This is a genomic window from Embleya sp. NBC_00896, from assembly GCF_045207785.1.
GTDB lineage: Bacteria > Actinomycetota > Actinomycetes > Streptomycetales > Streptomycetaceae > Embleya.
The window spans coordinates 847335-871673 of record NZ_CP108777.1; the positions used below are offsets into that span (position 1 = coordinate 847335).

The following is a 24339-nucleotide window of genomic DNA, read 5'->3' on the forward strand; positions in this document are numbered from 1 at the left end:
GCGGCCCACTCGTGACCCGGACGGCGCCGGACGGCGCAATCGCCGTCCGGGCCGTCCGGACCGGAGGGGCCGGCCCCGGACGGCCGCGGCACCGGCCCGGTCGGCGGGTGGACCTCAGGCGGGGGTCTCCTTGTAGCGGCGGGCCGCCGCGAGGGCCGCGCGCAGCTCGTCGGCGCCGACGCTCCGGCCCGGGTCGTCCGCGGAGAGGCTGCGGCTCTGCGGGTTGCCGGTGTACAGGGTCGCGTACGCGGCGGTGTCGCGCTGGTAGCGCCACCCCTCGGCCAGGTCACCGGCGTCCACGGCGTCGTAGCCAAGGAGGTCGAGCAGCCTCGTCGTCGCCGCCTTCGCGTCGGCGTCGTCGCCGGCGATCGGCAGCGCCGTGCGATCCGGCGCGCCCGCCGGGCGGGCCAGCGCCGCCAGATGCTTGAAGTAGATGTTGTTGAAGACCTTGACCACCGCCGCCGCCGGGAGATGCGCCTGGAGGAGCTCGCTGGTGGTGGTCTCCTCCGTGTCGAGCGCGGCCACATGGCCGTCCCGCTGGGGGTAGTAGTTCGTCGTGTCGAGCACGACCTTCCCCACGACCGCGTCGGCCGGCACCTCCCGCTGGTGCCCCAGCGGAATGCTCACCACGACCCAGTCCCCGGCGGCGGCCGCCTCCGCGGGGGTCGCGGCCCGTGCGCGCGGGCCGAGCTCGGCCACCAGCGGGGCCAACGTCTGCGGCCCGCGCGAATTGCTGAGCACGACGTCGATCCCGGCCGCGACCGCCAATCGCGCCAGGGTGCCACCGATCATGCCGCTGCCGATCAATCCCAGAGTCGTCATGTGCAGGCCGAACCCCGCGCCGGCGAGCGCTATTCCCGCCGACCCCGTGGGTGTTCCGAGACTTTGTCCTCGGTGAGTGGAAAACGGCAAGATTTTTTGCCGGGCTTCTTCACCTGCCGAGCGAAAGTCACTAGGTTCGGCCCGATCACCACGCACGAAACTATGCGGCACCACGGCGTACGACCGACATCGATGGGCAAGCGACGGGGGAACGGTGCTCGATGGAACCGGGATTGCGGAAAGCAACGCCATGGGGATGACGGTCCGGCCCGAGAACGAGCACCAAGCGCGCCTGTTGGCGCTGTTGCGCGACGACGGCCCCCGGTCGCGAGCCGAACTCGGCGACTTGGTCCACATGTCCCGATCGAAGGTCGCCGTCGAGCTGGATCGCCTCACCGAGCTGGGCCTGATCGAGAACGCGGGGCTCGCCGCGTCCCGGGGCGGGCGCCGCTCGGGCATCGTATGCCTGGCGACGTCGCTGCGCTTCGTCGGCATCGACATCGGTGCCACCTCGCTCGGCGTCGCGGTCACCGACGGCGAACTGCGCGTCCTCGGGCACGTGTCGGAGCCGTGCGACGTACGCCAGGGGCCCGAGGTCGTGCTCGGCCTGGCCCTGTCCCTGATCGACGGACTCCGCGACCGGGGCCTGATGCCCGCAGTGCACGGCGTGGGGCTCGGCATGCCCGGCCCGGTGAGCTTTCGCGAGGGCGTGCCGGTGGTCCCGCCGATCATGCCCGGCTGGGACCGCTACCCCGTGCGCGAGGTGCTGGGCCGGGAGCTGGGCTGCCCGGTGCAGGTCGACAACGACGTCAACATCATGGCCGTCGGCGAGCAGCACGCGGGCTCGGCCCGCTCGGTCGACGACTTCCTGTTCGTCAAGATCGGTACCGGCATCGGCTGCGGCATCGTCGTCGACGGCGGGGTGTACCGCGGCGCGTCCGGTAGCGCGGGCGACATCGGGCACATTCGGGTCGCCGAGTCCGGCCCGACCTGCGCGTGCGGCAACGTCGGCTGCCTGGAGGCGTTCTTCGGCGGCACCGCGCTCGTCCGCGACGCGACGGCGGCGGCCCGCTCCGGCGCCTCCGCGCAGCTCGCGGCCCGGCTGGTCGAGGCCGGCGAGCTGCGCGTGGCCGACATCGCCGCGGCGGCGTCGGCCGGCGACGTGGCCGCGATCCGCCTGGTGCGTACCGGCGGCCGGCGGGTGGGCCAGGTGCTCGCGACGCTGGTCAGCTTCTTCAACCCGGGCCTGATCGTGCTCGGCGGCAGCGTCTCGGGGCTCCTCGGGCACGCGCTGCTCGCCGAGATCCGCAGCGTGGTGTACCGCCAGTCGCTGCCGTTGGCGACCGGCAACCTGCCCATCGTCTTGTCCGAACTGCACGACACGGCGGGGATCATCGGCGCGACCCGCTTCATCAGCGACCACGTCTTCTCCGCGCCCTGACCCGCGGCGCCCGCGCGTCGGGGCCACCACTGGCGTGCGCCCGCGCGGGGGCGACCCGGCCGGGTCGGTCGCGTCGGTCGCTCCGTCACGTCCCGTCAAGGGCCGCGGTCGCGGTGCGGTCGGCGGGGTCGAGGCTGGTCGTGCTCGCGATCAGGGCTTCCAGAATCGGGTCGGGCCAGGGGCGTTCGATGGGGAGCGGGCCGCGGTGGTGGCCGGTGGTGATGTCCTTGAGGATGTCGGTGGGCGTCACCGCCGGGCCGATCGTGCGGGTGGTGGCGGGGGTACAACCGGTCCAGGACCAGCGCAGCGAGGCGCCGAAGCTGTAGACCTCGGCGACGTCGGTCAGCGGGATGTGCACCTCGGGCCTGGTGTCGAGGAGTCGCTGGGCGATCTCGGGGGCGGTGGCGTGGTCCATGCCGCCGCGGTAGGGGTAGGGCAGCGGCAGGTCGGGGTGTTGGGCGAAGTCGTAGTCGATGAACTCGATGCCGTCGCCGGGGGTGACCAGGATGTTGGCCGGTTGGATGTCGCCGTGGTGCCAGCCGGCCGCGTGCAGTTCGGCGAGCCTGGCGAACCCCTGCCGCCCGATGTGCCGCAGCCGGGCGGCGACGTCGTCGGCCGGGTACCGGTCGCGGGCGACGCGGCACCAGTCCCACAGGGTGCTGCCCGCGCGCCATTCGATCGCGGTCCACACGCCGTCGCCGACCTGCCCGTAGGCGCCGGCGCCCGGATACAGGCCGCGGGCGTGCAGGAGGGCGACGGCACGCGCGTCGTGGATCAGCGGCGCGATGTCGGCCGCGGTGGTGGCGGCCTTGACCTTCCAGTCGCCCACGCGCCAGGCCCTGCTGTGGTGAGGGGTGAGCGGTCGTACGGGTCCCACGATGCCCAGGGTGTCGAGCGCGGCGGCCAGGAGCGGGTCCATCTTCACATCCTCGCCTGGGCCGGGCGGTCGGACTCGGGGGCGCGGCGGGCGGGGCCGTGGATCAACAGGGCGGCGATCTCCTGGGCGATGGGCAGGTCGGTGTGCGTTTGGATGAAGCCGAACTCGCCCGCGCAGTTCGTCTCGAGGTAGGTCCACCGGCCGTCGTGGTCGACGATCAGGTCGAGGGCGGCGTAGGTCAGGCCCAGTGCCCGGACGTGCTCGACGCAGGCCCGCTCGATCCGCGGCGGGGCGGTGATCGGCTCGTAGTGGCAGGCGCCGTCGGGCGCGACGCGCCAGTCCAGTTCGCCGTCCGTGGTGATCGCGGCCGTCAGGACGCGGTCGTCGACGACGGTGACGCGGGCGTCGAAGGCCCGGTCCGGGATCAGGGACTGGAGGTAGTGGACGGTTCCGGCGATGCCCGACAGGTCGTCGTCGAGCCGAATGTGCGTGGTGGGGATGAATGTGGTGTGCCGTTGGGTCAGTGCCTTGACCACGACCCGGTCGTCGTGGTTGGTGATGAACGCCCGGGCCGCGGCCGGGTCGCAGGTGAGCAGCGTGTCGGGCACGGCGAGGCCGACCGCGGCGGCGGCCGCGAGCTGGGTCGGCTTCAGCCGCGAGGCCGCGACGGTGGTCGGGTCGTTGCACCAGACCTTCAGGGGGCGGGACCTCAGGAGTCCCAGGAGGGCCGTGGTGTTCTCGTCGGCCCGCCACCGCTCGTCGGCTTCGGCCGCGGCGAACGCATCGGGCCGGGTGGGCTTGCGCCAGTACACGGCGCAGTTCTCGTCCAGAATCACGCCGGTGCCGCCGTGGCGCAGGGTGGTGTGCCAGTGTCCGGCGGTGTGATGGCCGGTGACCTCGATGTCGGCGCGCAGCCGGCCGGGGTCCAGGCGTACAACGGCGGCGCGGCCGTCGAGATGCGACATCACCAGATCGGCGGTGAGGTCGTTCTCGGCGGCCACGACCACGACGTGCGGTTCAGTCATCCTTCTTCCAGCCACCCTGTTCCTGGGTGCCGGTGTAGGAGGCTATCGCCGCGGGCTCTGCAACATGGATCAACAAGGTGCCGGCCGCGGTGACGTTCGCTCCGACGACAGGGTCGTAATGGTGGTCGGGCAGAGGGGGCAGGGAGCGGACGGGGGCAGTGCTCCTGCGGCCGAGGATCAGCGGTCGGGTCATGATCATGATCCGGCTCCTGGTGTGCTTGTGTTCCGCTTGCTGGGGGGCTTTTTCGGTACATGCGAACCGTGGGGGCGGACGCATGGGGGGTTCGATCGCCGTGACAGCGTTACATCCCGGCGGAAGGGGCCGTCGCGGCGAACGTTTCAATCGTGTACCTAACGCGTGCGTGGGGGTGTTGCGTTGCACTCCGGGGGGATCACGAGGGAAATCGACGGGTCGATCGGGTCGGCCGCTTCGATATGAATCACCCCTATGACGAGGTTCATGCGGTGGCGGGCCGCGACGACTCGCGACAGCCGGTATCCGAGCGGGCACCCGGCCGGAGCCGATCTCGTAACCGTTCCGAGAAGACCCCTTTGGGCTGCAACCTCGCGAGCATGCCCGCAAAGACGGGTGATCACGGGACCCTGTGGGACGAACTCCCCTATGCCCGAAAGGACTTCGCGATGTCGGACGACTGGCTCCGACGGTCGGCACCGCCCCGAGGGGACGGAGACGTCACCGGTCGGGTTCCCGGCCGGGGCCGGCCCCGCACGGGCAGCCGTTTGAGGCCGGCCAGGAACGTCGATCGCAGCCGGACCGGTTCGCCGACGACCTCCAAGGACGCGTAGGTGGCGAACAGTTCGCCGAACAGCAGCCGCAACGCCGGTCGGGCCGTGCTCGATCCGACGCAGGAGCGGCGCCCCGCGCCGAAGGCGAGGTGCCGGTTCGACCGCCTGGCCACGTCGAACATGTCGGGCGCGGCGAACACGCGGTCGTCGCGGTCGGCCGAGCCCAGGAAGGCCACGACCGTCGCGCCCTCGGGCAGCCACACGCCCGACAACTCGACGGGGCGGCGGGTGATCCGGACCAGGTGGTTCGCGGGCGTCGACCAGCGCAGCGCCTCCTCGACGCCGCTGTCGAGCAGGTCGGGGCGGTTCGCCCAGGCGGCGTAGCCGCCCGTCCGGGCCAGTTCCAGGACTGCCGCACCGGGGACCTGCGAAAGCGGGACACCGGCACCCAGCAGCAGATCGTGGCAGCCGACGACGACCGCGTCGGGCGAGAGCCGCTCGCCGTCGTGGCGCAGCCCCAGCAGAGTGCCGATCAGGTCGTCGCGCGGGCGGCGGACGCGGTAGCGGACCAAGTCGCCGAAATAGGCGAACAGTTCGCGATGGGCTCGGCGCACCGTCGCCGCGGGGCCTTCCGGGAGCCGGTAGTCGGGATCGTCCCCGGCGAAGGCCATCAGCGCCAGGTGCGCGAGCCGCGGCCGGTCGTCCTCGGGCAACCCGAGCAGCGCGCCGATCACCACCAGCGGTAGCGCCTTCATCGCCTCGGCGAGGTCGAAGGGATCGCCGTCCGGTGGCAGCAGGGCGCGGATCCCGGATCGGATGTCGTCGGCGCGCGCCCGGATCGGCCGGGCCCGCAGGGCCTGATCCAACAGGACGCGCATCCGGTCGGGCCGGAGCGGATCGGTCGCCGCGAGCCGCTGCCCGACGGCCGGGTCGCCGATGCCGAACGGGTCGGGCACGGCGCCCTGTTCGGGGCCGAACACGTCGTGGTCGCGGGCCACCCGGGCCACGTCGGCGTACCGGGTCACCGCCCGGAAGCCGAGCCCGTCGCCGACCGACTGCCGGTACACCGGGGCGTGTTCGCGCAGGGTCCGCCACACGGTGTGCGGGTCGCCGTGCGCGTACAAGTCGGGATCGGTCAGGTCGGGGACGACGACGGAGGTGCTCATCCCCGGGCCCCGGCGGCCTGCGGCACACCCTCCACGCCCTCGGCCGGAGCGGTGCCGCCGACCGCCACGCGAACCGCCGTCGTCTCCCCTGCCCACATCCGAGCCCCCCAACGGTCGTCCGTCCGCCCCGGCTCCACCCCCGGACCCGGGCACCCACGCGCACCCCCGATGCCCCAGACACCCGCGCGTGACCACCCGGGCCCGTGGCGCGCCACTGTGCCGGCGCACCCGGGGGTCGGGATTGGATAAATCCGACCCGGGGCAGCGCCGGCCTCGGTTCACGCCGCGGAACGACCGGCCGGATCGGATCCGCGACGCGGGAGGGGCGGGACGACGCGGGGCGGGGCTGTGTCGGGCGTGACAGGTGGCGGGTGGCGGGGCGAGCTGGCAGCGTAGGCGCCGGCGCGGAACGCGTCCGGCGTCTCGACGGACCTTCTCGGCGGAGGACATCATGAGCGACACCAGCGGTGCGTGGATCGGGCGGACGGCCATCGAGATGGCCGCGGCCGTGCGGGCGGGCGAGGTGAGCGCCCGCGAGGTGGTGGGGCAGCACCTCGATCGGATCGCCGCGCTCGACGGACGGGTCGGGGCGTTCGTCCGAGTGCGGGCCGACGACGCGCTCGTGGAGGCGGACTCCGTCGACGCCCGCCCCGACCGGTCCGAACTGCCGCTGGCCGGCGTACCGATCGCGATCAAGGACAACATCGCCGTCGCGGGCGAGCCGATGCGCAGCGGCTCGGCCGCCACGCCGGCGACCCCGCAGGCGGTGGACCATCCCGTGGTCGCGCGGCTGCGGGCGGCCGGCGCCGTGGTCGTGGGCCAGACCAACCTGCCCGAGCTGGGCATCTATCCGTTCAGCGACAGCGTGTACGGGACCAGCCGCAACCCGTGGAACCTCGAGGTGACCGCGGGGGGTTCCTCGGGCGGCGCGGCCGCGGCGGTGGCCGCCGGCATGGTGCCGATCGCGCACGGGAACGACGGTGCCGGCTCGATCCGGATCCCGGCCGCCGACTGTGGGCTGTTCGGGTTCAAGCCGGGGACGGGCCTGGTCCCGGCCGAGATCGGCCCGGACAGCTGGGACGGCATGTCCGAGAACGGACCGCTCACCACCACGGTCGCCGACGCGGCGTTGATGCTCGCGGTCATGGCCGGCGCCGACGTGGCCGGGGCCGACCCCGAGCCCGCGGGGATCCGGGTCGCGCTGTCGGTCAAGCCGCCGGTGGCGGGGATAGTCGTGCACAGGGAGTTCAAGGCGTCGGTCGGGGCGGCGGGGCGGTTGCTGCGCGGGCTCGGGTACGCGGTGGAGCCGGCCGAGCCGAAGTATCCGCTGTGGGCGGCGCTCGCGGTCAACTCGCGCTGGCTGGCACTGCCCGCGCGCGACGCCGCGCCGTACCTGGCCGATCCGAAGCTGCGGGGCCGGTTGGAGACCAGGACCGTACGGCACGCGCGGGCGGGGCGGATCGCCGCCGCGGTGCGTCCGCCGCGCGACACGGACCGGTCCCGGTTCCGCGCCGCGATGGCGCCCTTCTTCGACCGGTTCGACGTCGTGGTGATGCCGACGCTGGCCCAGCCCGCGCCGGCGGCGCGACGGTGGGGCCAGGGGTCGTGGTCCAGCAGCTTCGTGACATCGGGTCGGTACGCCCCGATGACCGTGGCCTGGAACCTGGCCGGCTACCCCGCGGCCACGGTCCCGATGGGCGAGGGCCCGAACGGGCTGCCGTCCGCGGTCCAGCTCGTCGGCCGGCCGGGCTCCGAGTCGCTGCTGCTCGCGGTGGCCGCCCGGATCGAACAGGCCCGTCCCTGGCCCCGGCACGCCCCGGCGTTCACGGTGCGCTGACGCGGCACCGCGAGCACGGTGACCGCGTGACCGGCCGCGGCTAGGGTCTGTCCTCCGGTCGGTCGGGTGTGGCCGGGGCCGGGGCCGGGGCCGGGCTCGGGGTTGGGGTCGGGGCCAGAGCCTGGAGGGTGGCGGCGGCCTTGAGGAGCATCTCGGCGTGTTCGGCGTCGGGGTCGGAGTCGAGCACGATCGCGCCGCCGGCGCCGGTGGTGGCCGTGCCGTCGCGAAGCACCGCGGTGCGGATCACGATGCTCAGGTCGGCCGTGCCGGAGGCGGAGAAGTAGCCCAGCGCGCCCGAGTACACGCCGCGCGGTCCCGCTTCGAGCGCGTCGATGATGGCCAGCGTCCGGAGCTTCGGTGCCCCGGTCATCGAGCCGCCGGGAAAGCACGCGCGTGCGCACCCGACCGCGTCGATCTCCGGGCGCAGGGTTCCCCGGATGGTGGAGACGAGTTGGTGCACCGTGGCATAGCTCTCGGTGGCCAGGAAGTCGCTCACCCGGACCGAGCCGACGTCGCACACCCGGCCGAGGTCGTTGCGGAGCAGGTCGACGATCATCAGGTTCTCGGCGCGCGTCTTGGGGTCGGTCACCAGTGCGCGGCGCAGCGCCTCGTCCTCGACCGGGTCGGGGCTGCGCGGGGTGGTGCCCTTGATCGGCTTGCTCTCCGCGGTGCGGTGCCGGTCCACCCGCAGGAAGCGCTCCGGCGAGGCGCCGAGCACCGACATGGGTCCCAAGCGCAGCAAGGCGCCGTACGGGGCGGGGTTGAGCGCGCGCAGTCGGCGGTAGTGGGTGAACGGGTCCTCGGGCGCGGGGGTGGACAGGGTGGTCGTCAGGCAGATCTCGTAGCTTTCGCCCGCCGCCAGCAGGCGTTGGCACTCGGCGATGTTCGCGAGGTATCGCCGCTTGCCACCGCTGCGCTCGGCGGCGGCCGCCCGGCGCGTGTCGACGCGCGTGCCACGATCGGCACGGGCGGCCGGGCCCGCGGCCCCGGCGGCGTCGCCGGCGGAGGGCAGCGTGTCGAGCACGCGCGTGGTCGCGGACAGCCAAGCGTCCGTCTCGTGCACGTCGTGCGGATGGCACAGGGCGACCGCGTAGGTGCGGCCCTCGAGGTGGTCGACGGCCAGGAAGCGGTCGCAGAACAACCATTGCGCGTCCGGTTCGGGCGCGTGATGGCGGTTGCCGGCCCCGCAGTCGCCCTTGAGCTCGTAGCCGAGGTATCCGACGTAGCCGCCCAGGAAGTCGAACGGCAGCGTGTCCGGGGCGTCGACGGCGCGCTCGCGCAGCCGCTCGGTGAGCACGTCGAAGATCGTGCCGGGCCGGAACTCGTCGGCGGAGCGCCCGCGTCGGATCGTCACCTTCCCGTCCCCCACGTCGTACCGCAGCAGCTCGCCGAGCGGTCCGGAGGCGTCGCCGAGGAACGAGAAGCGCGACAGGCCCGGTTCCACGCGTGCGCTGTCCAGCCAGAACGCGGGGTCGCGGCCCTGGTACAGGTGGGTGAAAGCCGCCTCGGTATCGATCTCCCGGTCGATCACCGCCGTCCTGATCCGCAGTGGGACCGGGGCGGCGGCCGGTCGGTGGCCGGCGGGCACCGCCGCCCGCAGCCGGTGCGGCAGCGCGGGGGATTGGGGGCGCGCGCGGGCGGCAAGCGCGAGCGCGCGGAAGTTGTCGACGAGGCGCGCGCCGTGTTCCGAGGCCACCGACTCGGGGTGGAACTGTACTCCCCACCAGGGCAGTTCCCGATGACGCACGGCCATCACCACGCCGTCCTCGGCGCGCGCGAGCACGCGCAACTCGGCGGGCAGCGGCTCGGCCAGGCAGAGCGAGTGATAGCGCACCGCCGTGAAGCCGGCCGGGATCCCCGCGAAGAGGTCGTCGCCCGTGTGGGTGATGGTCTCCAGATGTCCGTGCCGAGGTCGCGGCGCCGCGACGACCCGCGCGCCGGCCGCCTCGCCGAGCCCCTGATGTCCCAGGCACACACCGAGTACGGGGATCCGCCGATCCCGGAACACCGCCGCCGAGTGCCCGAAGTCCCCGTCCCGGCCCGGTCGTCCGGGACCCGGGGAGATCACCGCCGCGTCGTAGTCGGCCGGGTCGAGATCGGCCCAGCGCGCGTCGTCGTTCGTGACGACGTCCGGCTCCTGTCCGTAGGCCGCCGCGAGCTGTTGGAAGAGGTTGTACGTGTAGGAGTCGTGGTTGTCGACGAGTAGAACTCTGATGGTGCCCTCCGTGGCCCGTACCGACGCCGGCGAGTATGCCGTGCCGCTCCCCCGGCGCCCCCTCCGCGTGCCGCGTCTCCGCGTTCCGTCGGGCTGTCGTGGGAAGGGAATGTTCGACCTTCGGACGTACGGCGGCCGGGCGCTCCCGGGGCCGACGCGCCGGTTCACTTCACGCCGACCACCATCGACTCGGAACCGGCCAGCGGCTCGGCCCGGACGTCCCGAAATCCCGCCTCGACCAGCAGCCGACGACATTCCGCGACGGTACACGCGGAGCCGCCGGGCGTCTCGATGAGTGTGTTCAGGCCCAGCAGCAGGCCGGGCAGGTTGGTTCGCCGGTCGTCGTCGAGGAAGGATTCGAACACGACCACGGCCCCGTCCTCGGGCAGCGCGGCGTGCGCCGCGGCCAGCAGGCGCCGCTTGGCGGCCGGGTCCCAGTCGTGCAGCACGTGCCCCAGGACCAGGACGTGCGCCGTGGGCAGCGGGTCGGTGAAGAAGTCGCCGGCCCGGAAACCGATCCGGGCGGCGAGCCCTTCCTCGCCCACGTGTTCCGCGAAGGCGTCGGCGCTCTCGGGCAGGTCGAAGCCCACCCCGGTCAGGTGCGGGTGGCGGGCGGCGATGTGACACAGCAGCGCGCCGTCCCCGCAGCCGAGGTCGACGACGCTCTCGTACCGGGCCCACGGGAAGCGCTCCGCGAGCGCGAGCATCGTCGGCCGCGAAAGCTGGGACATGGCCCGCAGGAACAGCCGCCGCCGGGCCGGGTCCGCGTAGATGATCGCGAAGGGATTCGCCGCGGTACCGGCCGACTTGGCCTCGTTCTGGGTCTCGCCAGTGCGCAGGGCGTCGGTGAGGTGGCCCCAGAATCCGTACAGGCGCGCGTTGACCATGTCCAGCCCGTCGCCGATGTACGTGGGCTTGGCCCGGTCCAGGAAGACGCTCGCCTGCACCGTGTTCGCGTAGCGACCGTCGTGCCGGTCCAGGAGGCCGAGCGCGACAAGGGTGTCGAGAAAGTCGCGCGCCGCCCTGGGGTGCAGACCGAGCCGGGCGCCGAGTTCGGCGGCGTCCTGCCCCTGCCGGCCGGCGAGTTCGCTGAACACGCCCGTCTCGACCGCGCTGAGCAGGCACTTCGCGGCGCTGAACCCGAAGGCCAACTGCATGATGTAGTCGGGCGAGGGCAGCGGCGGGGCGACGGGCGGCGCGGAGACTTCGGCGGTCACGGTGAGGATCCTTTGCGGCGTCGTGAGTCGGGCGTCGTGGGATGTGGATCGGGTGGTCGGGAGCGTGCGGCGTGCGGCACCACGGCGGGTCGGGTCGGGTGGAGGCGGGGCGGGTCAGGTCGGCGCGGTCGCCAGGGCCTGTTCCTCGATGTCGTACGCGTAGGTCGGCGCCATGAGGTCGATCAGCTCCTCGGCGGTCGTTCCGGCCAGGAACGCGGCCCCCGCGGGCGAGTGCATCAGCGCGCCGTACTCCCGGGAGTCCGCCTGTACGCGCGCGGTCCGGGGCGCCCGCAGCGCGTGGTAGCGGCGCAGCGCCTCGGCGATGCCCGGCCGGCCCGCGTGCGCGAGCAGCGTCGCGAGCGCGAGGGCGTCCTCGATCGCTTGGCAGGCGCCCTGCGCCTGATGCGGCAGCATCGGATGGGCGGCGTCGCCGATCAGGGTCGTGCGCGGGGTGCTCCAGCTCGGCAGGGGGTCCCGGTCGAACAGCGGCCTGCGGTGCAGCTCCGCACAGGTCCGGATCAGTGCCGCGACGGCCGGGTCCCAGTGCGCGAGGGTGCGGGCCACGCGCTCGGCCTCGACCGGCTTGCCCCACGACTCGTCGGACTCCGCCGGGGCGACCAGGACGAGGTTCACCCGTCGGCCGCCCGCGACGGGATAGCACAGGAAGTGCCGGTCGGTGCCGAGCCACAGGCGGACGGCGGGCGCCCTCCCGAGGCCGGTCGCGCCGACGGGCACCACGGCCCGATACGCGTCCATCCCGGAATGCACGGGCGCTTCGTACGGGTGGGTGTGGGCGCGCACGCACGAGTGCGCGCCGTCCGCACCGATCAGCACGTCGGCGACGGCGGACGCGCCGTCCGCGAAGTCGATCCGGACGTCGTCGGCGCTCTCGTGCAGCCCGACGCAGCGTCCGCCGTAGCGAACGGTGCCGGCCGGGAGCAGACGCAGCAGCACTTCGCGCAGGTCCGCCCGCAGCAGGACGTGGTGCTCCGCGCCGAAGCGCTCGGCGTAGCCGGGCCGGATCGGCACCCGCAGCAGCGACGTGCCGTCGTCCCAGCGACGGAAGTCCAGCTCGGCGGGCAGCGCCGACACCGCGCGCAGTCCCGGCCCGGCCCCGAGCCGGTACAGCGAGCGCACGGCGTTGGGGCCGAGTTGCAGTCCGGCCTCGCCGTCCCGGGGTTGCCGGGACTTCTCGTACACGGTGCACTCCAGGCCGACGCGGTGGGCGGCGAGGGCGAAGGCGAGTCCGGCGATGCCGCCGCCGACGACGGCGATCCGTGGCGCGCTCGCGGGTCGGTTCGGCGGCGGGGGGCCGACGGTGGCCGCCACTACAGGGCCCGGCCGGCGAGCACGGCGACCAGGACGATGCCCGCGAACCGCGGGTTGGAGAGGAAGACGCGTCGGCAGCTCGCCGGATCGTCGATGTCCAACTCCCGCAGCTGCCAGGCGAGCTGGGCGCCGGCGCCGGCGAGCAGCGGCCAGAACGCCGGGCCGAGCCCGGCCGACCAACCGGCGGCGGCGAAGCAGCCGACGGTGGCGACGTACAGCCCCACGAGCAGCGGAACGCTCCGCCGACCGAGCAGCACGGCCGCGGAGCGCACTCCGACCAACGCGTCGCTCTCGCGGTCCTGATGCGCGTACACCACGTCGCAGCCCACCGCCCAGCACACCAGCCCCGCGAACAGCAGGCCGCCGGTGGCGTCGAGCGAGCCGGTGACCGCGATCCAGGCGACGAGGGCGAGCCAGCTCATGCACGGACCGAGCCAGAGGTGCGGCCAGTGGGTGATCCGCTTCATGAAGGGGTACGCCACGATCGGCAGCCAGCCGACCGCCATCACTACGAAGGCGCCCGGCCCCAGGAGCAGCGGGATCGGCAGCGCGATCGCCAGCTGCGCGGCGAAGAACACCCGGGCGCGGCCGACGTCGATTCGGCCGGCGGCCAGTGGCCGGCCGGCGGTGCGGACGACCCGCGCGTCGAACCGGCGGTCGACGATGTCGTTGATCGTGCAGCCGGCGCCGCGGATCAGGAAGGCCAGCAGCAGCAGGACCAGGGCCGTGCGGGGGTCGGGCGGGAAGTCGTCGGCCAGGGCCAGGGCCAGCCAGCCCGGGAGCACCGCCAGCCAGGTGCCGACCGGGCGGTCGACGCGCATGAGCTCGAGGTAGGGGCGCACCCGGACGGGGCTGCGGGCGACCCAGTGCGCGGCCGCACCGCCGGTACGGGTCCGGCGCGGGGCAGGCGGCGAGAGTGTCATGGTCGTCCTCAACAGCGGGTCGGGGCAGCGCTCGTTCGAGTCGGCCGCGTCGGCCGGTTCGGCACAGCAGGTCGGATCGAGGCGAGGCCCGACGACGCAGGCCCGTGCCCCCGAACGCAAGGCGGGCTCCCATCCCGCGGCATTCAAAATCCTGCCGGCCGGAATTTATCGCAATCCGAGGCTCGAATGCCAAATCCATACACCGGAAATCGATCGGAACATTCGGCACAATGACTAAATGCTATTTCCGATTCATATTCATTACACGGAATGCCATTCGTATTGATCCCGGGATTCGACAGGGGCGCGGCCGGGGTTCGACGGGCGACCGGCAGGGCGACCGGAAGGGGACCGGAAGGGGACCGGAACGTTTCCGGAACCCCGGCCGGACAGGGTGGGACCCACACCGAGCCCGAATCAAACCCGAACCGAACCGAACGCGAACCAAACCCGAACCGAACCGAACCGCGGTACCCGATAGCGGTACCCGATAGGGGACAACCACCATGACGATTCTTGTGACCGGAGCCACCGGAAATGTCGGCCGCCACGTGGTCGAGCAACTCGCCCGAGCCGGCCGTCCCGTGCGCGCCCTGACCCGCGACCCGGCGAAGGCGAACTTGCCGGCGGGGGTGGAGGTGGTGCGCGGCGACCTCAACGCACCGGAGACCCTCGCGGGAGCACTGGCTGGTGTCACCGGCATGCACCTCATGTCCTTCTTCGACAACGCCCCTCTGGCGACCGCGCCCGAGATCATGGATCTCGCCGTGCGGGCGGGGGTGCGCCGGGTCACCGTCCTGTGGGGCGGCGAGCCGGGTCCGGTCGAGCAGGCCGTGACGGCGGCGGACCTGGAGTGGACGCTGCTGGAGCCGGTGGAGTTCATGTCCAACGCCCTGACCTGGGTGGACTCGGTCCGGGCCGAGGGTGTGGTCCGGGAGGCGTTCCCCGAGGTCCCGAGCGCGGCCGTGCACGAGGGGGACATCGCCGCGGTCGCCGTGACCGCACTGGTCGACGGCGGCCACGCGGGCAGGACGTACACCCTCACCGGCCCCCGGGCGCTGACCGTGCACGACAAGATCCGCACGATCGGCGCGGCGATCGGCCGCGACATCGGGTTCGTCGAACTCACCCGCGAGCAGGCGAATCAGCGCCTGCGCGACAGGGGCGTGCCGGAGGACGTCATCGACTACGTCGTCGGCTGGCACGCCGCCCCGCCCGAGTCCGCGTACACGGTCGTGCCCACCGTCGAAGAGGTCACGGGCCGCCCCGCGCGCACCTACGCCGACTGGGCCGCCGAACACGCCGACGCCTTCCGGCCGTAGCACCGGCCGCCGGGCCCGGGCGCTGTCGGGCGTGAGTCCTCGACCGCCCGGCGCGGGTGATCGTGCTCCCGCCCGACTCGGCACGGATTCGCCCGCTCCGGTGGATTTTGCCATCGCCACTCTTGCGATCACCTCCACGGATCGCTTCGCTGGAGGGTGCGAGGAGCCCGGCGGGGAGGCCGGGCGGGGCACCGGGCGCGCGGCACGGCCCGGCGACGCTAGGGGGCACCGTGTCCGTATTCGTGCATCGCGAAATCGCGTACGGCTTCCGACGGACCGTCGGGTTCGTCGCGGCCGAGGACCTGCGCGGTCGGCAACTCGCCCGGGTGGAGGCGCTGTTGATCGACGCCGGGAACGCGTTCCGGGCGCGGCGCTACCGCGACGCGATCGACAGCTACGAGGCCGTGCAGGCACTGGTGTGGGCGCAACTGTTCCCCGCCCGCGGCATCCTCTCGGCCGAGGGCCTGGCCGCGTCGAACCTGTTCGAGCCGCTGGTCTCGGTCGCCGGCGACTGGCTGAACGTGCTGCCGGTCGAGACGCCGAAGATCGGGGTGCACCCCCGGGTCGACTTCGACGTGGACGCCCCCGAGCAGCTCGGGCTGCTCGGTTCCGGGCTCCGGGGTCGGGGCCCGGCGGCCGTCGCACGCCTGCACACCGCCGCGCTGCTGCGGGCGGCGGGCGATCCCGCGGCGGACCGCTTCCGCGACCTCGCGGCCGAGCTCGCGCCGGAGCTGGTCAAGGCGATCGAGGAGCACGGCGGCATCCCCCGAAACGGCGACGGGCCGGTCGACGTCGTGGCCCGGCCCCCGGGGCGCCGGATGGTCGGGGACACGGAGTTCGCGTCCGGGCCGCCGACAGTCGGGCCGACCCCGTCGATCCGGATCCCGCCCGAGGTGACCGGCGAGCGGACCTTCGCGTTCCGCACCGGCGAGGGCGAGGTCAGGTCGCTGACCTGGGCGCACGGGGACGTCGCGGACCCCGGTGCGGTGCTCGCCGAGGTCTACGCCACCCGCCGGTTCAACCGGGGCCGGCCGGATCTGCTGCTCGCGCCCACCGGTGCGGCTGATGTCGCCGTCAGCCTCCCGCACATGTGGCACTACGAGGTGCCACTGGGGCTGGCGGAGTGCCACCACGCGCTCGGCGAGTGGACGACGGCCGAGATGTGGTATCTGTCCGCGGCCCGGTACGAGTTCCTCACCGAGGCCGTGGAAGTCCCCTACCTCTGGGGCCGGTTGGCCACGCTGTACCTGGACTGGGGCGACGCGCTGTTCCGCGCCGACGACCCGGCGGCCGCGCTGGCGGTGTACGAGCGCGTGCTGAGGCTCGACGCGACCGCGCCGGACTCCGAGCTGTACGCCACTCCCGGCCTGGCGCCCGCGGCCCACGTCGCCCGCGAGGTGATCGCGCGGCTGCGCGAGCCGGAGCAGATCACCGCGAGCCCGAGCATCTCCGCCGTGCTGTTCGACGTGTGGGCCCGGTTGCAACGCATAGACGGCGGCCTGGACTTCTGGGGGCACTGGGCGGCCGGCGTCCCGATCTGGACGTTCGACTACCTTCAGGCGGCGGCGATCACCTTCGGCCAGTTGGCGGTGGGCGCCGAGCGGGACGCCATGGCCTTCTGGGAGAAGTCGGACCAGGGTCGGTTGACCCGTACGCAATTGGCGCAGAACACCGCCCAGGCACTGGCGGAGTACGAGACCGTATCGCGACAGCGCGCCGCGGCCGAGGCGGAGAGCGACGCGTACGAGTTCGGGGTGCTCACCGCCGAAGCGCGCGCCCGTCAGGCGAACGCGGCCATGGCGGACTACACGACCAAGTCCTGGGCCTGGACCCTGCAACAGGCCCTCTCCGCGCAGATGTCGGGCGGCGAGGACGGGGATCCCGGCGTGCTCACCTGGCTCGCCAACCGCAGGATGCAGGGGGACAGCCACCTTCCCGACGCCCCGGCGGCCACCGACGGCGCCGCGGCGCAGCTCGCCGCGGCGCGCCTGCAACGGCAGTACGAGATCGACGCGTTGGGGCGACAGGTCGCCGACCTGGCCCGAGTCACGGTGCAGGCGCGCGCCGAGCTGCGGGCGGCGACGGCTCGCGTCTCGGCCGCCGTGGCCGGCCAGCGCGCGGCGCAGCTGCGCGTGGCGCACGCCCGGCAGCTCGTCGCGGCCTTCGACGACCAACGCTTCGGCCCCGACGTGTGGCACGCGCTCGGTGACCGGATGAACCGGCTCGCCCAGCGCTACCTGGCCATGGCCCTGGACATGGCCAAGCGCATGCAGCAGGCGTACAACTTCGAGAACGACACCGCGCTCGCCGTGATCAGGCCGGACTACTCCGGCGACACCGTCGAGGGCCTGCTTGCCGCCGACACGCTGCTCGCCGACGTGCACTCCTTCACGTACGACCTGGTGATGTCGAGCGCGCCCAAGCGCCAGCCGCTCCGGCAGACGGTGTCGCTCGCCGAGCGTCACCCGTTCGCGTTCGAGACCCAGCTCCGGCGCACCGGCCGGATGGATTTCCAGACCTCGCTCGACGACTTCGACACCCACTACCCGGGCACCTACGCGGGCCGGATCCTGCACGTACAGGTCGATGTGGACGGCATAGTGCCGGCCCGGGGCCGCACCGGCACCCTCACCAACGCGGGGATCTCGGTGTACCGGCTGCCCTCGCGCGGGTGGACTCCGGAGGGGTCCGGGGTGAAGTACCGGGTCCAGAACCGGGAGACGCTCGTGCTCTCCGACTTCGACCCGGTGACCGACGCGCTGCTGTCCGACGGGGATCGGCGCCGGCTGCGGATCTTCCAGGGCGCGGGGGTGGCCTCGTCCTGGACGCTGGAGCTGCCCAAGGAGATTAACGACCTCGACTACGAGGCGATCACCGACGTCCGGCTGACCTTCACCTACGAGGCCCGCTTCGACCCGGACCTGCGCGACCGCGTACTCGCCGAGCTGCGGGCGCGACCGACGGTGAACGAGCGGCAGCGGCCCCTGCCGCTGCGCTGGTTGTTCCCCGACGCCTTCTTCTCCTTCTACGCCGACGGCGTGCTGGAATTCGCGCTCGGCGCCCGGGACTTCCCGGCGCCGCAGACCGACCCGGTATTGGGCGGCCTGAGCCTGGTGCTCACGGCCACGCCGCGCGCCTCGGCCGGCGGGGTGGTGCTGGCCGTCACCGCGCCCGGCCGTGCGGCGGTCACGGTGACCACGGCGGCGGACGGGACGGTGGCCGCCGCCGACCTCGCCGCCGCGACCGGCGGCAGCGCGCTGGGCGAGTGGCGGATCGAACTCCGCGCGGCCGACAACCCGGGCCTGGTGGTGCTGGATCGGCTCGCCCTGGACCACATCGACAACCTGGCCGTGCTGTTGTCGTACGCCTTCACCCCGCGAATCTGAGGAGGCCGGCGTGAGCTCCGACATCGGCTTCGCGGCCCAGACCCCGTCGCTGCCCACCGCGGGCGGCGGCGCGGGCGGACTGGGCGAGACCTTCGCCCCCGACCTGTCCACCGGCACGGGCACGTTCGCCGTGGAGCTCGACCTGCCCAACGGCCCCAACGACATCGGGCCCGAGCTGTGCCTGCGCTACGACACCGGCAACCCCAACGGACCCTTCGGGCTCGGCTGGACGCTGCCGCTGCCCCGCCTGATCCGCTCCACCAGCCGGGGTCGGCCCGAGTACGGCGGCGACCTCGGCGGCACCGGCGACGCGCTGATCCTGGAGGGAGCGGGACCGCTGGTCGCCGACGGGGCGGGCGGGCTGCGGCCCGAGGTCGACACCGGGGACTGGCGGATCGCGCCGGGCCCCTCCGGCGAGGGCTACCTGGTCACCGACCGGGCGGGGACCCGCTTCGCGCTGGGGACCACCGCACAGAGCCGGATCGACGGCGTCGGCGCGCCCTGGGCCTGGCTCCTGTCCGAGATCGAGGACAACCTCGGCAACACGGCGACCTACCACTGGCGATCGGCCGGGCCGCAGCGCTACCTGGCCGAGATCGCCTACGGCGGCTACCGGGTGCGGTTCGGGTACGAGCGCCGTCCGGACCCGCTGCGCTGGAGCAGGGCCGGCTTCGTGCTGGCCACCGACGAGCGCTGCGCCCGGATCTCGCTGCACCTGGACCCTGCCCGGGGGACTTCGGCGGGCCCGGCCGACGAGGAGCCGTCGGTGGTGCGCGAATGGGACCTGGGCTACACGGTCGCCGAGCCCACCGGGGCGTCCGTGCTGTCGAGCATCACGCTCACCGGCACCGACCGCCACGGCGGCCGGCTGTCCGCGCCGCCGCTGACCCTCGGATACGCCGCGCCCGGCCCGGTCCGGCTGCGCGAGGTCGTCGCGGACGATCCCCGCGACACGCCACCGGGTCCGGACGGCCGGGGCCGGATCGAACTGATGGACTGGGACGGCGACGGGCTGCCCGACCTGGTGGAGATCTCCGCCGGCGGCAACGCGCGCGTGTGGCCCAACCGCCAAGGCCACTGGGGCCGGTCGCGCACCGTGGCCGGCCTGCCCACCCTCGCGGGCGAGGCCCGGGCCGCGCTGATCGACCTGGACGGGAACGGCCTCGCCGACGCCGTCCGGGTCGACGTACCCGCCACCGGCTACCAGCCGCGCGACCGGACCGGCTTCACCCGCCCCCTGCGCTGGAGCGCGGGCCCGTCCGTGGCGATCGACGCCCCCCAGGCCCGGCTCGTCGACCTCGACGGGGACGGCGTCGCCGACCTGGTGTGGAGCACCGGCCGCTCCCTGCTGCTGGCGCACCGCACGGAACAGGGCTGGCAGCAACGCCCGCTCGTGGTCGCGGCCCGTGCCGACGGGCTGCCCACCGACCTGGCCGACCCGCACGTGCACTGCGCCGACATGACCGGCGACGGCACCCCCGACCTGGTCCGGGTGGACGGTCGCGGCGTCACCTACTGGCCTTACCTGGGCCGGGGCGCCTTCGGCGCGGCGGTGCGCATGGGCACGCCGCCCGCGCTGCCCCACGACCTGCGCGCCGACCGGCTGTTCGTGGTCGACCTGGCCGGCGACGGCTGCGCCGACCTGCTGTACCTGGACGATCGCGCGGGAGCGGTCCGCTGGTGGCCGAACTGCGCCGGCGACCACTTCCGGGCCGAACGCACCATCCGCCACGTCCCGGTCGCGACCATCACCGCGCCCCGGATCGCCGACCTGCTCGGCACCGGCAGGCCGGCCCTGTGCTGGTCCGCCCCCGCGTGGACATCCCGCGGCGGCCCGGCACGGACCCGCTGGTACGCCCTCGATCCGCTCGGCGGCACCTGCTGCGGCCTGCTGGAGCACATCGACTCGGGCACCGGCGACCTGACCCGGATCGACTACGGCACCTCGGCGGCCGAGCGCGCCCGCGACCGGGCCGCCGGAGCGGACTGGCCCGCGACGCTGCCCTTCGTCCTGCCGGTCGTCACCTCCATCACGGTCACCGACCGGATCACCGGGCGGACCGACACCACCCGCTACCGCTACCACGACGGCCGCTACGACGACGTCCGACGCGAGTTCTGCGGCTTCGGCCGGGTCGACCAGGAGGACCCCGGCGACGCGCACGTGCCGGTGCTGACCACCACCCGCTGGTTCCACACCGGCCTGCGCGCGGACGACGCCGAACCCGTCGACGCGACCGAACGCGGCCGACTCCGGGCGATCCGCGGCCGGTTGATCCGCCAGGACCACCGCGATCCGCGGGGCACACTGCTCGACCGGGTCGAGCACACGTGGGAGGCGATCGCGGGCGACCGGCCGACGATCGCCGTGCCCCGGATGCGCCGCACCACGACCAGCACCTTCGACGGGGCGCCCGAATCCGCGCCCGCGCGCCAAATCGCCACCGAGACGACCCGCTGGGACGCCGACGGCAACATCCTGGAGCAGGTCGAACGCGGCTTCACCGCGACGCCGATCGCCCCGGCGCCCGCGACCCGGACACTGCGCACCCGCATGACGTACGCGACCGACCCCGCCGGCCGCTACCGGCAACGGATCTGCCGGGTGCGCCAGGAGGACGCGGACGGGGCCGTGCTGGCCGACACGCTCACGATGTACGACGACCGGCCGCCGGGCACGGTCGGCGCGCACGGGCTCGTCACCGCCCGCTTCGCGCTGGTGCTCACCGACGAGTCGGCGGCCGAGGTGTACGGGGACGCCCCGCCCGACTGGGCCGCGCTCGGCTACCTCCGCCGCCCCGAAGGCCCCGGGTGGTGGGTGCGCCTCGGCGCGTACACGCGATCCGTGGCCGCGGACGGCACCATCCACGGCACCCTCACCGGGATCCGCGGCCACGTGAGCACCCTCGCCATGGACCCCACCGGCTGCTACCCGGCCCGCGTCACCGACGCGGTGGGCAACACCGTCACCGCCGACTTCGACCCGCGCTGCTGCCAACCGGTCGAACTCACCGAGCCCTCCGGCGCCACCCGCCGAGCCCGCTTCGACGCCCTCGCCCGACCGGTGACCATGATCGAACCCGGCGCCGACGAGGCCGAGCCGACGGTGACCTACGCTTACCGGTCCGACCGCCTGCCGATCGTCATCGAGGCCCGACACCGGGGCGCCCTCGGCGGCCCACCCCTGGAACGGCGCGACCTCCTCGACGGCGCCGGTCGCCTGCTGGAACGCCGCAGCCGCGACGAGATCGGCGAAGTGACCGACTCCTGCACGCAGTTCGGCGCCCGTGGACTACCCGTGCGGCACTACCTGCCACACCGCCCGACCAGCGAGCACTACACCGTCCCCGACCCCACCCGACCGCACGCCGAACTGTTCTACGACGCACTCGGCCGCCCGCTGCGCACCATCGGCCCCGACGGCACCACCCTGACCGTGCACCGACTGCCCGACGGATTCGAGGAGACCGACGCCGCCGGCCGCACCGTCCGACATCACGTGGACGCGTCGGGGCGGACGGTGCGCACCGACGAGGAGTCCGCCGGGCACACCCACACCGCCACGTTCCAGCTCGACCTCAAGGGCAACCTGCTCGAACACACCGATCCGGCGGGCTCGACCAGCCGGTTCCGCTACGACCTGTTCGGGCGCCTGTTGCGCACCGAGCGGCCCGAGGCCACCCACGTCGCCGTCCTGGACCCGGCCGGCAACTCGGTCGAGTCGCGCTCGGGCGGCGCCGTGGTGCTGCGCACGTTCGACCGGGCCAACCGGATCGCCGAGGTGCGGCACGGCTCGGCCGCCGCGGCCCCGGTGCTGCGCTGCATCTACCACGACAACGGGAGTCCGGCGCCGGCCGACGCGGGCGCGCACACCGCGGGCGGGCGGCTCGTGCGGGTGGACGACGAGGGCGGCGGCACCGTCCTGGACTACGACGCGTGTGGTCGCATCGCGGTCAAGACCATGACCGTCGCCGGCGTGGCCGCATTGGCGGGGCGCCCGCCGCTGCGGCTGGTGACCGCCTACCGCCCCGACGGTCTGCCCGACACCGTCACCTATCCCGCTCTCGACGGCGCCGCGCCCCTGGTCGCCTCGTACCACTACGACCGCAGGGGCCGGCTGATCCGCCTGGACGGGGTCGTCGACGCCATCGACTACGACCTCGCGGACCGCAGGGTGGCGACCCGCTTCGCCAACGGCGTCGTGCGCACCGAGGAACGCGACCCGCGTACCGGGTGGTCCACCGTCGACCGGCTCGACGGACCGGCCGGCGCGTTGCGCGAGGTGCGCCACACGCACGACGTGCTGGGCAACCTGACCCGGATCGACAGCCCCACCACCGAGCTGTGCTGGGAGTTCGCGTACGACGACCGCTCCCAACTCGTCGGCGCGACCGGCGGCGGCCCGGCCGCACCGCTCGCCTACACCTACGGCGCCGGCGGCGACCGGCTGACCGCCACCGGCGACGGCGCGTACGGCTACGGGGGGGACGGCGCCGCGCCGACCTGCCTCACCTCCGTGGGCACCGACACCTTCGGCTACGACGCGTGCGGCCGGCTGACCTCCGCGCCGTGGGGCACGCACACCCTCGACGCCGAGGGGCGGCTGCGCGCCATCGACCTGACCTCGGGCGGGCGGGAGGAGTTCACCTACGGCCACCACGGCGGCCTGGTACGCCGGGTCCGGCGCGACGCGGCGGGCGCGGTCATCGGCGAAGTGGCCTGCCCCGACAGCCTGGTCCGGATCGAGGACGGCGAACTCGTCGTGCAGTTCACCGACGGGGCCGCGGTCGTCGCCCGACACCACGTGGCCGACGGCCGGCGCGAATGGCTGCACACCGACCACACCGGGTCGCTGGTGCTGGTCACCGATGCCGCCGGGGCGGTGGTGCTGGAGCGGCGATACGACCCGTTCGGCCGCGTCCTGGCGGCGACCGGCCCGGCGTCGGCGCCCCAGGGGGTCGGCGGCGGCGAGGACGCCGGCTCGGGCCTGGTGCTGCTCGGGGCGCGCTGGTACTGCCCGCGGCTGGGCCGGTTCGTGTCGCCGGATCCGCTGGTGGGCGACGCGTACGACGCGCTCGCCTGGAACGCGTACGCGTACTGCCGCAACAACCCGACCAGTTACACCGATCCGACCGGGCGCCAGTTCTGGAAGGTCTTCGTCTCGGTCGTCGCGGCGGTCGCCATCATCGCCCTGGTCGTGGTGGTCTCGGTGTGCACCTTCGGGGTCGGCACACCCGGGGCGATCGCGCTCGGCGGCGTCACCTGGGGCGCGGTCTTCGCGGCGACCATGACCGGGATCGTGGCCGGCGGGGTGGTCGGCGGCATCGCGGCGGCCCGCGCGGGCGGCAGCGCGGCCGACATCGCCCTCGGCATCTGCGTCGGCGGTCTGGTCGGCGGCGGGGCGGCCTTCGCCGGTGCGTTCGCGGGGGCGGCGGCCGCGGCCGGCATGGGACTGTCCGGCGTCGTGGGCGGCGCCGTCGCCGGCGGCATCAGCGGCACGATCAACGGGGCGGCGATGGGTTTCGCCGCCGGTTTCGCCGGCAGCCGCAACAAGGGGTTCACGGACGTCATGGAAAAGGTCCTGGTGGGCGCGATCATCGGCGCGGCGGCGGGCGCGGCGCTCGGGGCGGTCAGTGGGATCACCCCGCCGAAGGGCTCCGTCGGGGACACGCTGGCGAAGGCATCCCAACCGCCTTACACCCCCGAACCGCCCCTCGGGCAGGTGCCGCCGGCTCCGGTGGGATCCTCCCTCGCGCCGGTCAACAACCTCGGCCAAGCGGCGTCGGAAACCGCGGTCGGCATGGCCGGCCACTACGCGGGCGCGTTGTTCCCGCACGCCGCGGCACCGTTCGCGCACGTCGCGGGCAGCACGCTGACCCAGACCGTCCTGGTCGATCTGCACGCGGCCGGCACGCTCGTATGGGACGACTTCCAGACGTACCTGCGCCGCAACCGGATCGAACTGGGCCTGCTCGACTTCATCAAGGACGACCTGCGGTGACGGCCCGCCCGGTGCCGGCCGTGCGGTTTAG

At 73.8% G+C, this 24339-nt stretch carries 14 protein-coding genes and 2 pseudogenes; 6 read left to right on the forward strand and 10 right to left on the reverse strand.

Annotation, left to right across the window (positions count from 1 at the left end; genetic code table 11):
- Positions 1-114: 114 nt before the first annotated feature.
- A complete protein-coding gene (locus tag OG928_RS37045; RefSeq protein WP_331766384.1) occupies positions 115-822 on the reverse strand; it encodes an NAD(P)-binding domain-containing protein in 708 nt (235 codons plus the stop codon).
- A 256-nt stretch (positions 823-1078) separates the two neighbouring features.
- Here OG928_RS37045 and OG928_RS37050 point away from each other — a divergent pair, with 256 nt between their 5' ends.
- Entirely contained in the window at positions 1079-2263 is a 1185-nt protein-coding gene (locus tag OG928_RS37050) for an ROK family transcriptional regulator (protein WP_331768245.1), read from the forward strand.
- Positions 2264-2348: 85 nt separating this feature from the next.
- On the opposite strand, the gene OG928_RS37055 is transcribed toward OG928_RS37050, so the two are convergent.
- From OG928_RS37055 to OG928_RS37070, 4 genes are all read right to left on the reverse strand, one after another.
- A complete protein-coding gene (locus OG928_RS37055) occupies positions 2349-3182 on the reverse strand; it encodes a hypothetical protein (RefSeq protein ID WP_331766385.1) in 834 nt (277 codons plus the stop codon).
- Positions 3183-3184: 2 nt separating this feature from the next.
- Complete coding sequence (locus tag OG928_RS37060; protein ID WP_331766386.1) at positions 3185-4165, reverse strand: hypothetical protein; 981 nt, start codon at positions 4163-4165, stop codon at positions 3185-3187.
- On the reverse strand, positions 4158-4364 hold the full coding sequence (locus tag OG928_RS37065) for a hypothetical protein (RefSeq protein ID WP_331766387.1): 207 nt from the start codon (positions 4362-4364) through the stop codon (positions 4158-4160). The genes OG928_RS37060 and OG928_RS37065 overlap by 8 nt, the downstream gene beginning before the upstream one ends.
- Positions 4365-4785: 421 nt before the next feature.
- Positions 4786-6078: a cytochrome P450 gene (locus tag OG928_RS37070; protein WP_331766388.1), complete on the reverse strand. Its 1293-nt coding sequence runs from the start codon at positions 6076-6078 to the stop codon at positions 4786-4788.
- Between the two features lie 451 nt (positions 6079-6529).
- Here OG928_RS37070 and OG928_RS37075 point away from each other — a divergent pair, with 451 nt between their 5' ends.
- Positions 6530-7915 carry an amidase family protein gene (locus tag OG928_RS37075; RefSeq protein WP_331766389.1) on the forward strand — a complete coding sequence of 462 codons (1386 nt, stop codon included), beginning with the start codon at positions 6530-6532 and terminating at the stop codon, positions 7913-7915.
- 40 nt (positions 7916-7955) lie between these two features.
- Here the strand turns inward: OG928_RS37075 and pabB are convergent, their stop codons facing one another.
- The 4 genes from pabB to OG928_RS37095 form a co-directional block, all read right to left on the reverse strand.
- On the reverse strand, positions 7956-10130 hold the full coding sequence (pabB, locus tag OG928_RS37080) for an aminodeoxychorismate synthase component I (RefSeq protein WP_331768246.1): 2175 nt from the start codon (positions 10128-10130) through the stop codon (positions 7956-7958).
- Between the two features lie 164 nt (positions 10131-10294).
- Positions 10295-11347: a methyltransferase gene (locus OG928_RS37085; RefSeq protein ID WP_331766390.1), complete on the reverse strand. Its 1053-nt coding sequence runs from the start codon at positions 11345-11347 to the stop codon at positions 10295-10297.
- Between the two features lie 114 nt (positions 11348-11461).
- Positions 11462-12676, reverse strand: a complete 1215-nt coding sequence (locus tag OG928_RS37090) for an FAD-dependent monooxygenase (protein WP_331766391.1) — start codon at positions 12674-12676, stop codon at positions 11462-11464.
- Positions 12676-13599: a 4-hydroxybenzoate octaprenyltransferase gene (locus tag OG928_RS37095; protein ID WP_331766392.1), complete on the reverse strand. Its 924-nt coding sequence runs from the start codon at positions 13597-13599 to the stop codon at positions 12676-12678. Before OG928_RS37095 ends, OG928_RS37090 begins: the two co-directional genes overlap by 1 nt.
- 506 nt (positions 13600-14105) lie before the next feature.
- Here OG928_RS37095 and OG928_RS37100 point away from each other — a divergent pair.
- The 3 genes and pseudogenes from OG928_RS37100 to OG928_RS37110 all read left to right on the forward strand — a co-directional run.
- Positions 14106-14921, forward strand: coding sequence for an NAD(P)H-binding protein (locus OG928_RS37100; RefSeq protein ID WP_331766393.1), 816 nt, complete (start codon positions 14106-14108; stop codon positions 14919-14921).
- Between the two features lie 230 nt (positions 14922-15151).
- Positions 15152-18307, forward strand: a complete 3156-nt coding sequence (locus tag OG928_RS37105; protein WP_331766394.1) for a hypothetical protein — start codon at positions 15152-15154, stop codon at positions 18305-18307.
- Positions 18308-18317: 10 nt separating this feature from the next.
- Positions 18318-19469: pseudogene (locus OG928_RS37110) on the forward strand (SpvB/TcaC N-terminal domain-containing protein); the annotation flags it as partial.
- 359 nt (positions 19470-19828) lie between these two features.
- Here OG928_RS37110 and OG928_RS37115 read toward each other — a convergent pair.
- Positions 19829-20089, reverse strand: coding sequence for a hypothetical protein (locus OG928_RS37115; protein WP_406292088.1), 261 nt, complete (start codon positions 20087-20089; stop codon positions 19829-19831).
- Between OG928_RS37115 and OG928_RS37120 the strand changes: the two are divergent.
- Positions 20025-24308: pseudogene (locus OG928_RS37120) on the forward strand (toxin TcdB middle/N-terminal domain-containing protein); the annotation flags it as partial. The gene OG928_RS37115 and the pseudogene OG928_RS37120 sit on opposite strands and share 65 nt — an antisense overlap.
- Positions 24309-24339: the final 31 nt, after the last annotated feature.

Bases quoted from the DNA above. Each gene is read 5' to 3' on its own strand.
- OG928_RS37070 (WP_331766388.1), bottom strand. From the start codon at position 6,078: ATGAGCACCTCCGTCGTCGTCCCCGACCTGACCGATCCCGACTTGTAC.
- OG928_RS37055 (WP_331766385.1), bottom strand. From the start codon at position 3,182: ATGGACCCGCTCCTGGCCGCCGCGCTCGACACCCTGGGCATCGTGGGA.
- OG928_RS37075 (WP_331766389.1), top strand. From the start codon at position 6,530: ATGAGCGACACCAGCGGTGCGTGGATCGGGCGGACGGCCATCGAGATG.
- OG928_RS37065 (WP_331766387.1), bottom strand. From the start codon at position 4,364: ATGATCATGACCCGACCGCTGATCCTCGGCCGCAGGAGCACTGCCCCC.
- OG928_RS37045 (WP_331766384.1), bottom strand. From the start codon at position 822: ATGACGACTCTGGGATTGATCGGCAGCGGCATGATCGGTGGCACCCTG.
- OG928_RS37095 (WP_331766392.1), bottom strand. From the start codon at position 13,599: ATGACACTCTCGCCGCCTGCCCCGCGCCGGACCCGTACCGGCGGTGCG.
- OG928_RS37060 (WP_331766386.1), bottom strand. From the start codon at position 4,165: ATGACTGAACCGCACGTCGTGGTCGTGGCCGCCGAGAACGACCTCACC.
- OG928_RS37100 (WP_331766393.1), top strand. From the start codon at position 14,106: ATGACGATTCTTGTGACCGGAGCCACCGGAAATGTCGGCCGCCACGTG.
- OG928_RS37050 (WP_331768245.1), top strand. From the start codon at position 1,079: ATGACGGTCCGGCCCGAGAACGAGCACCAAGCGCGCCTGTTGGCGCTG.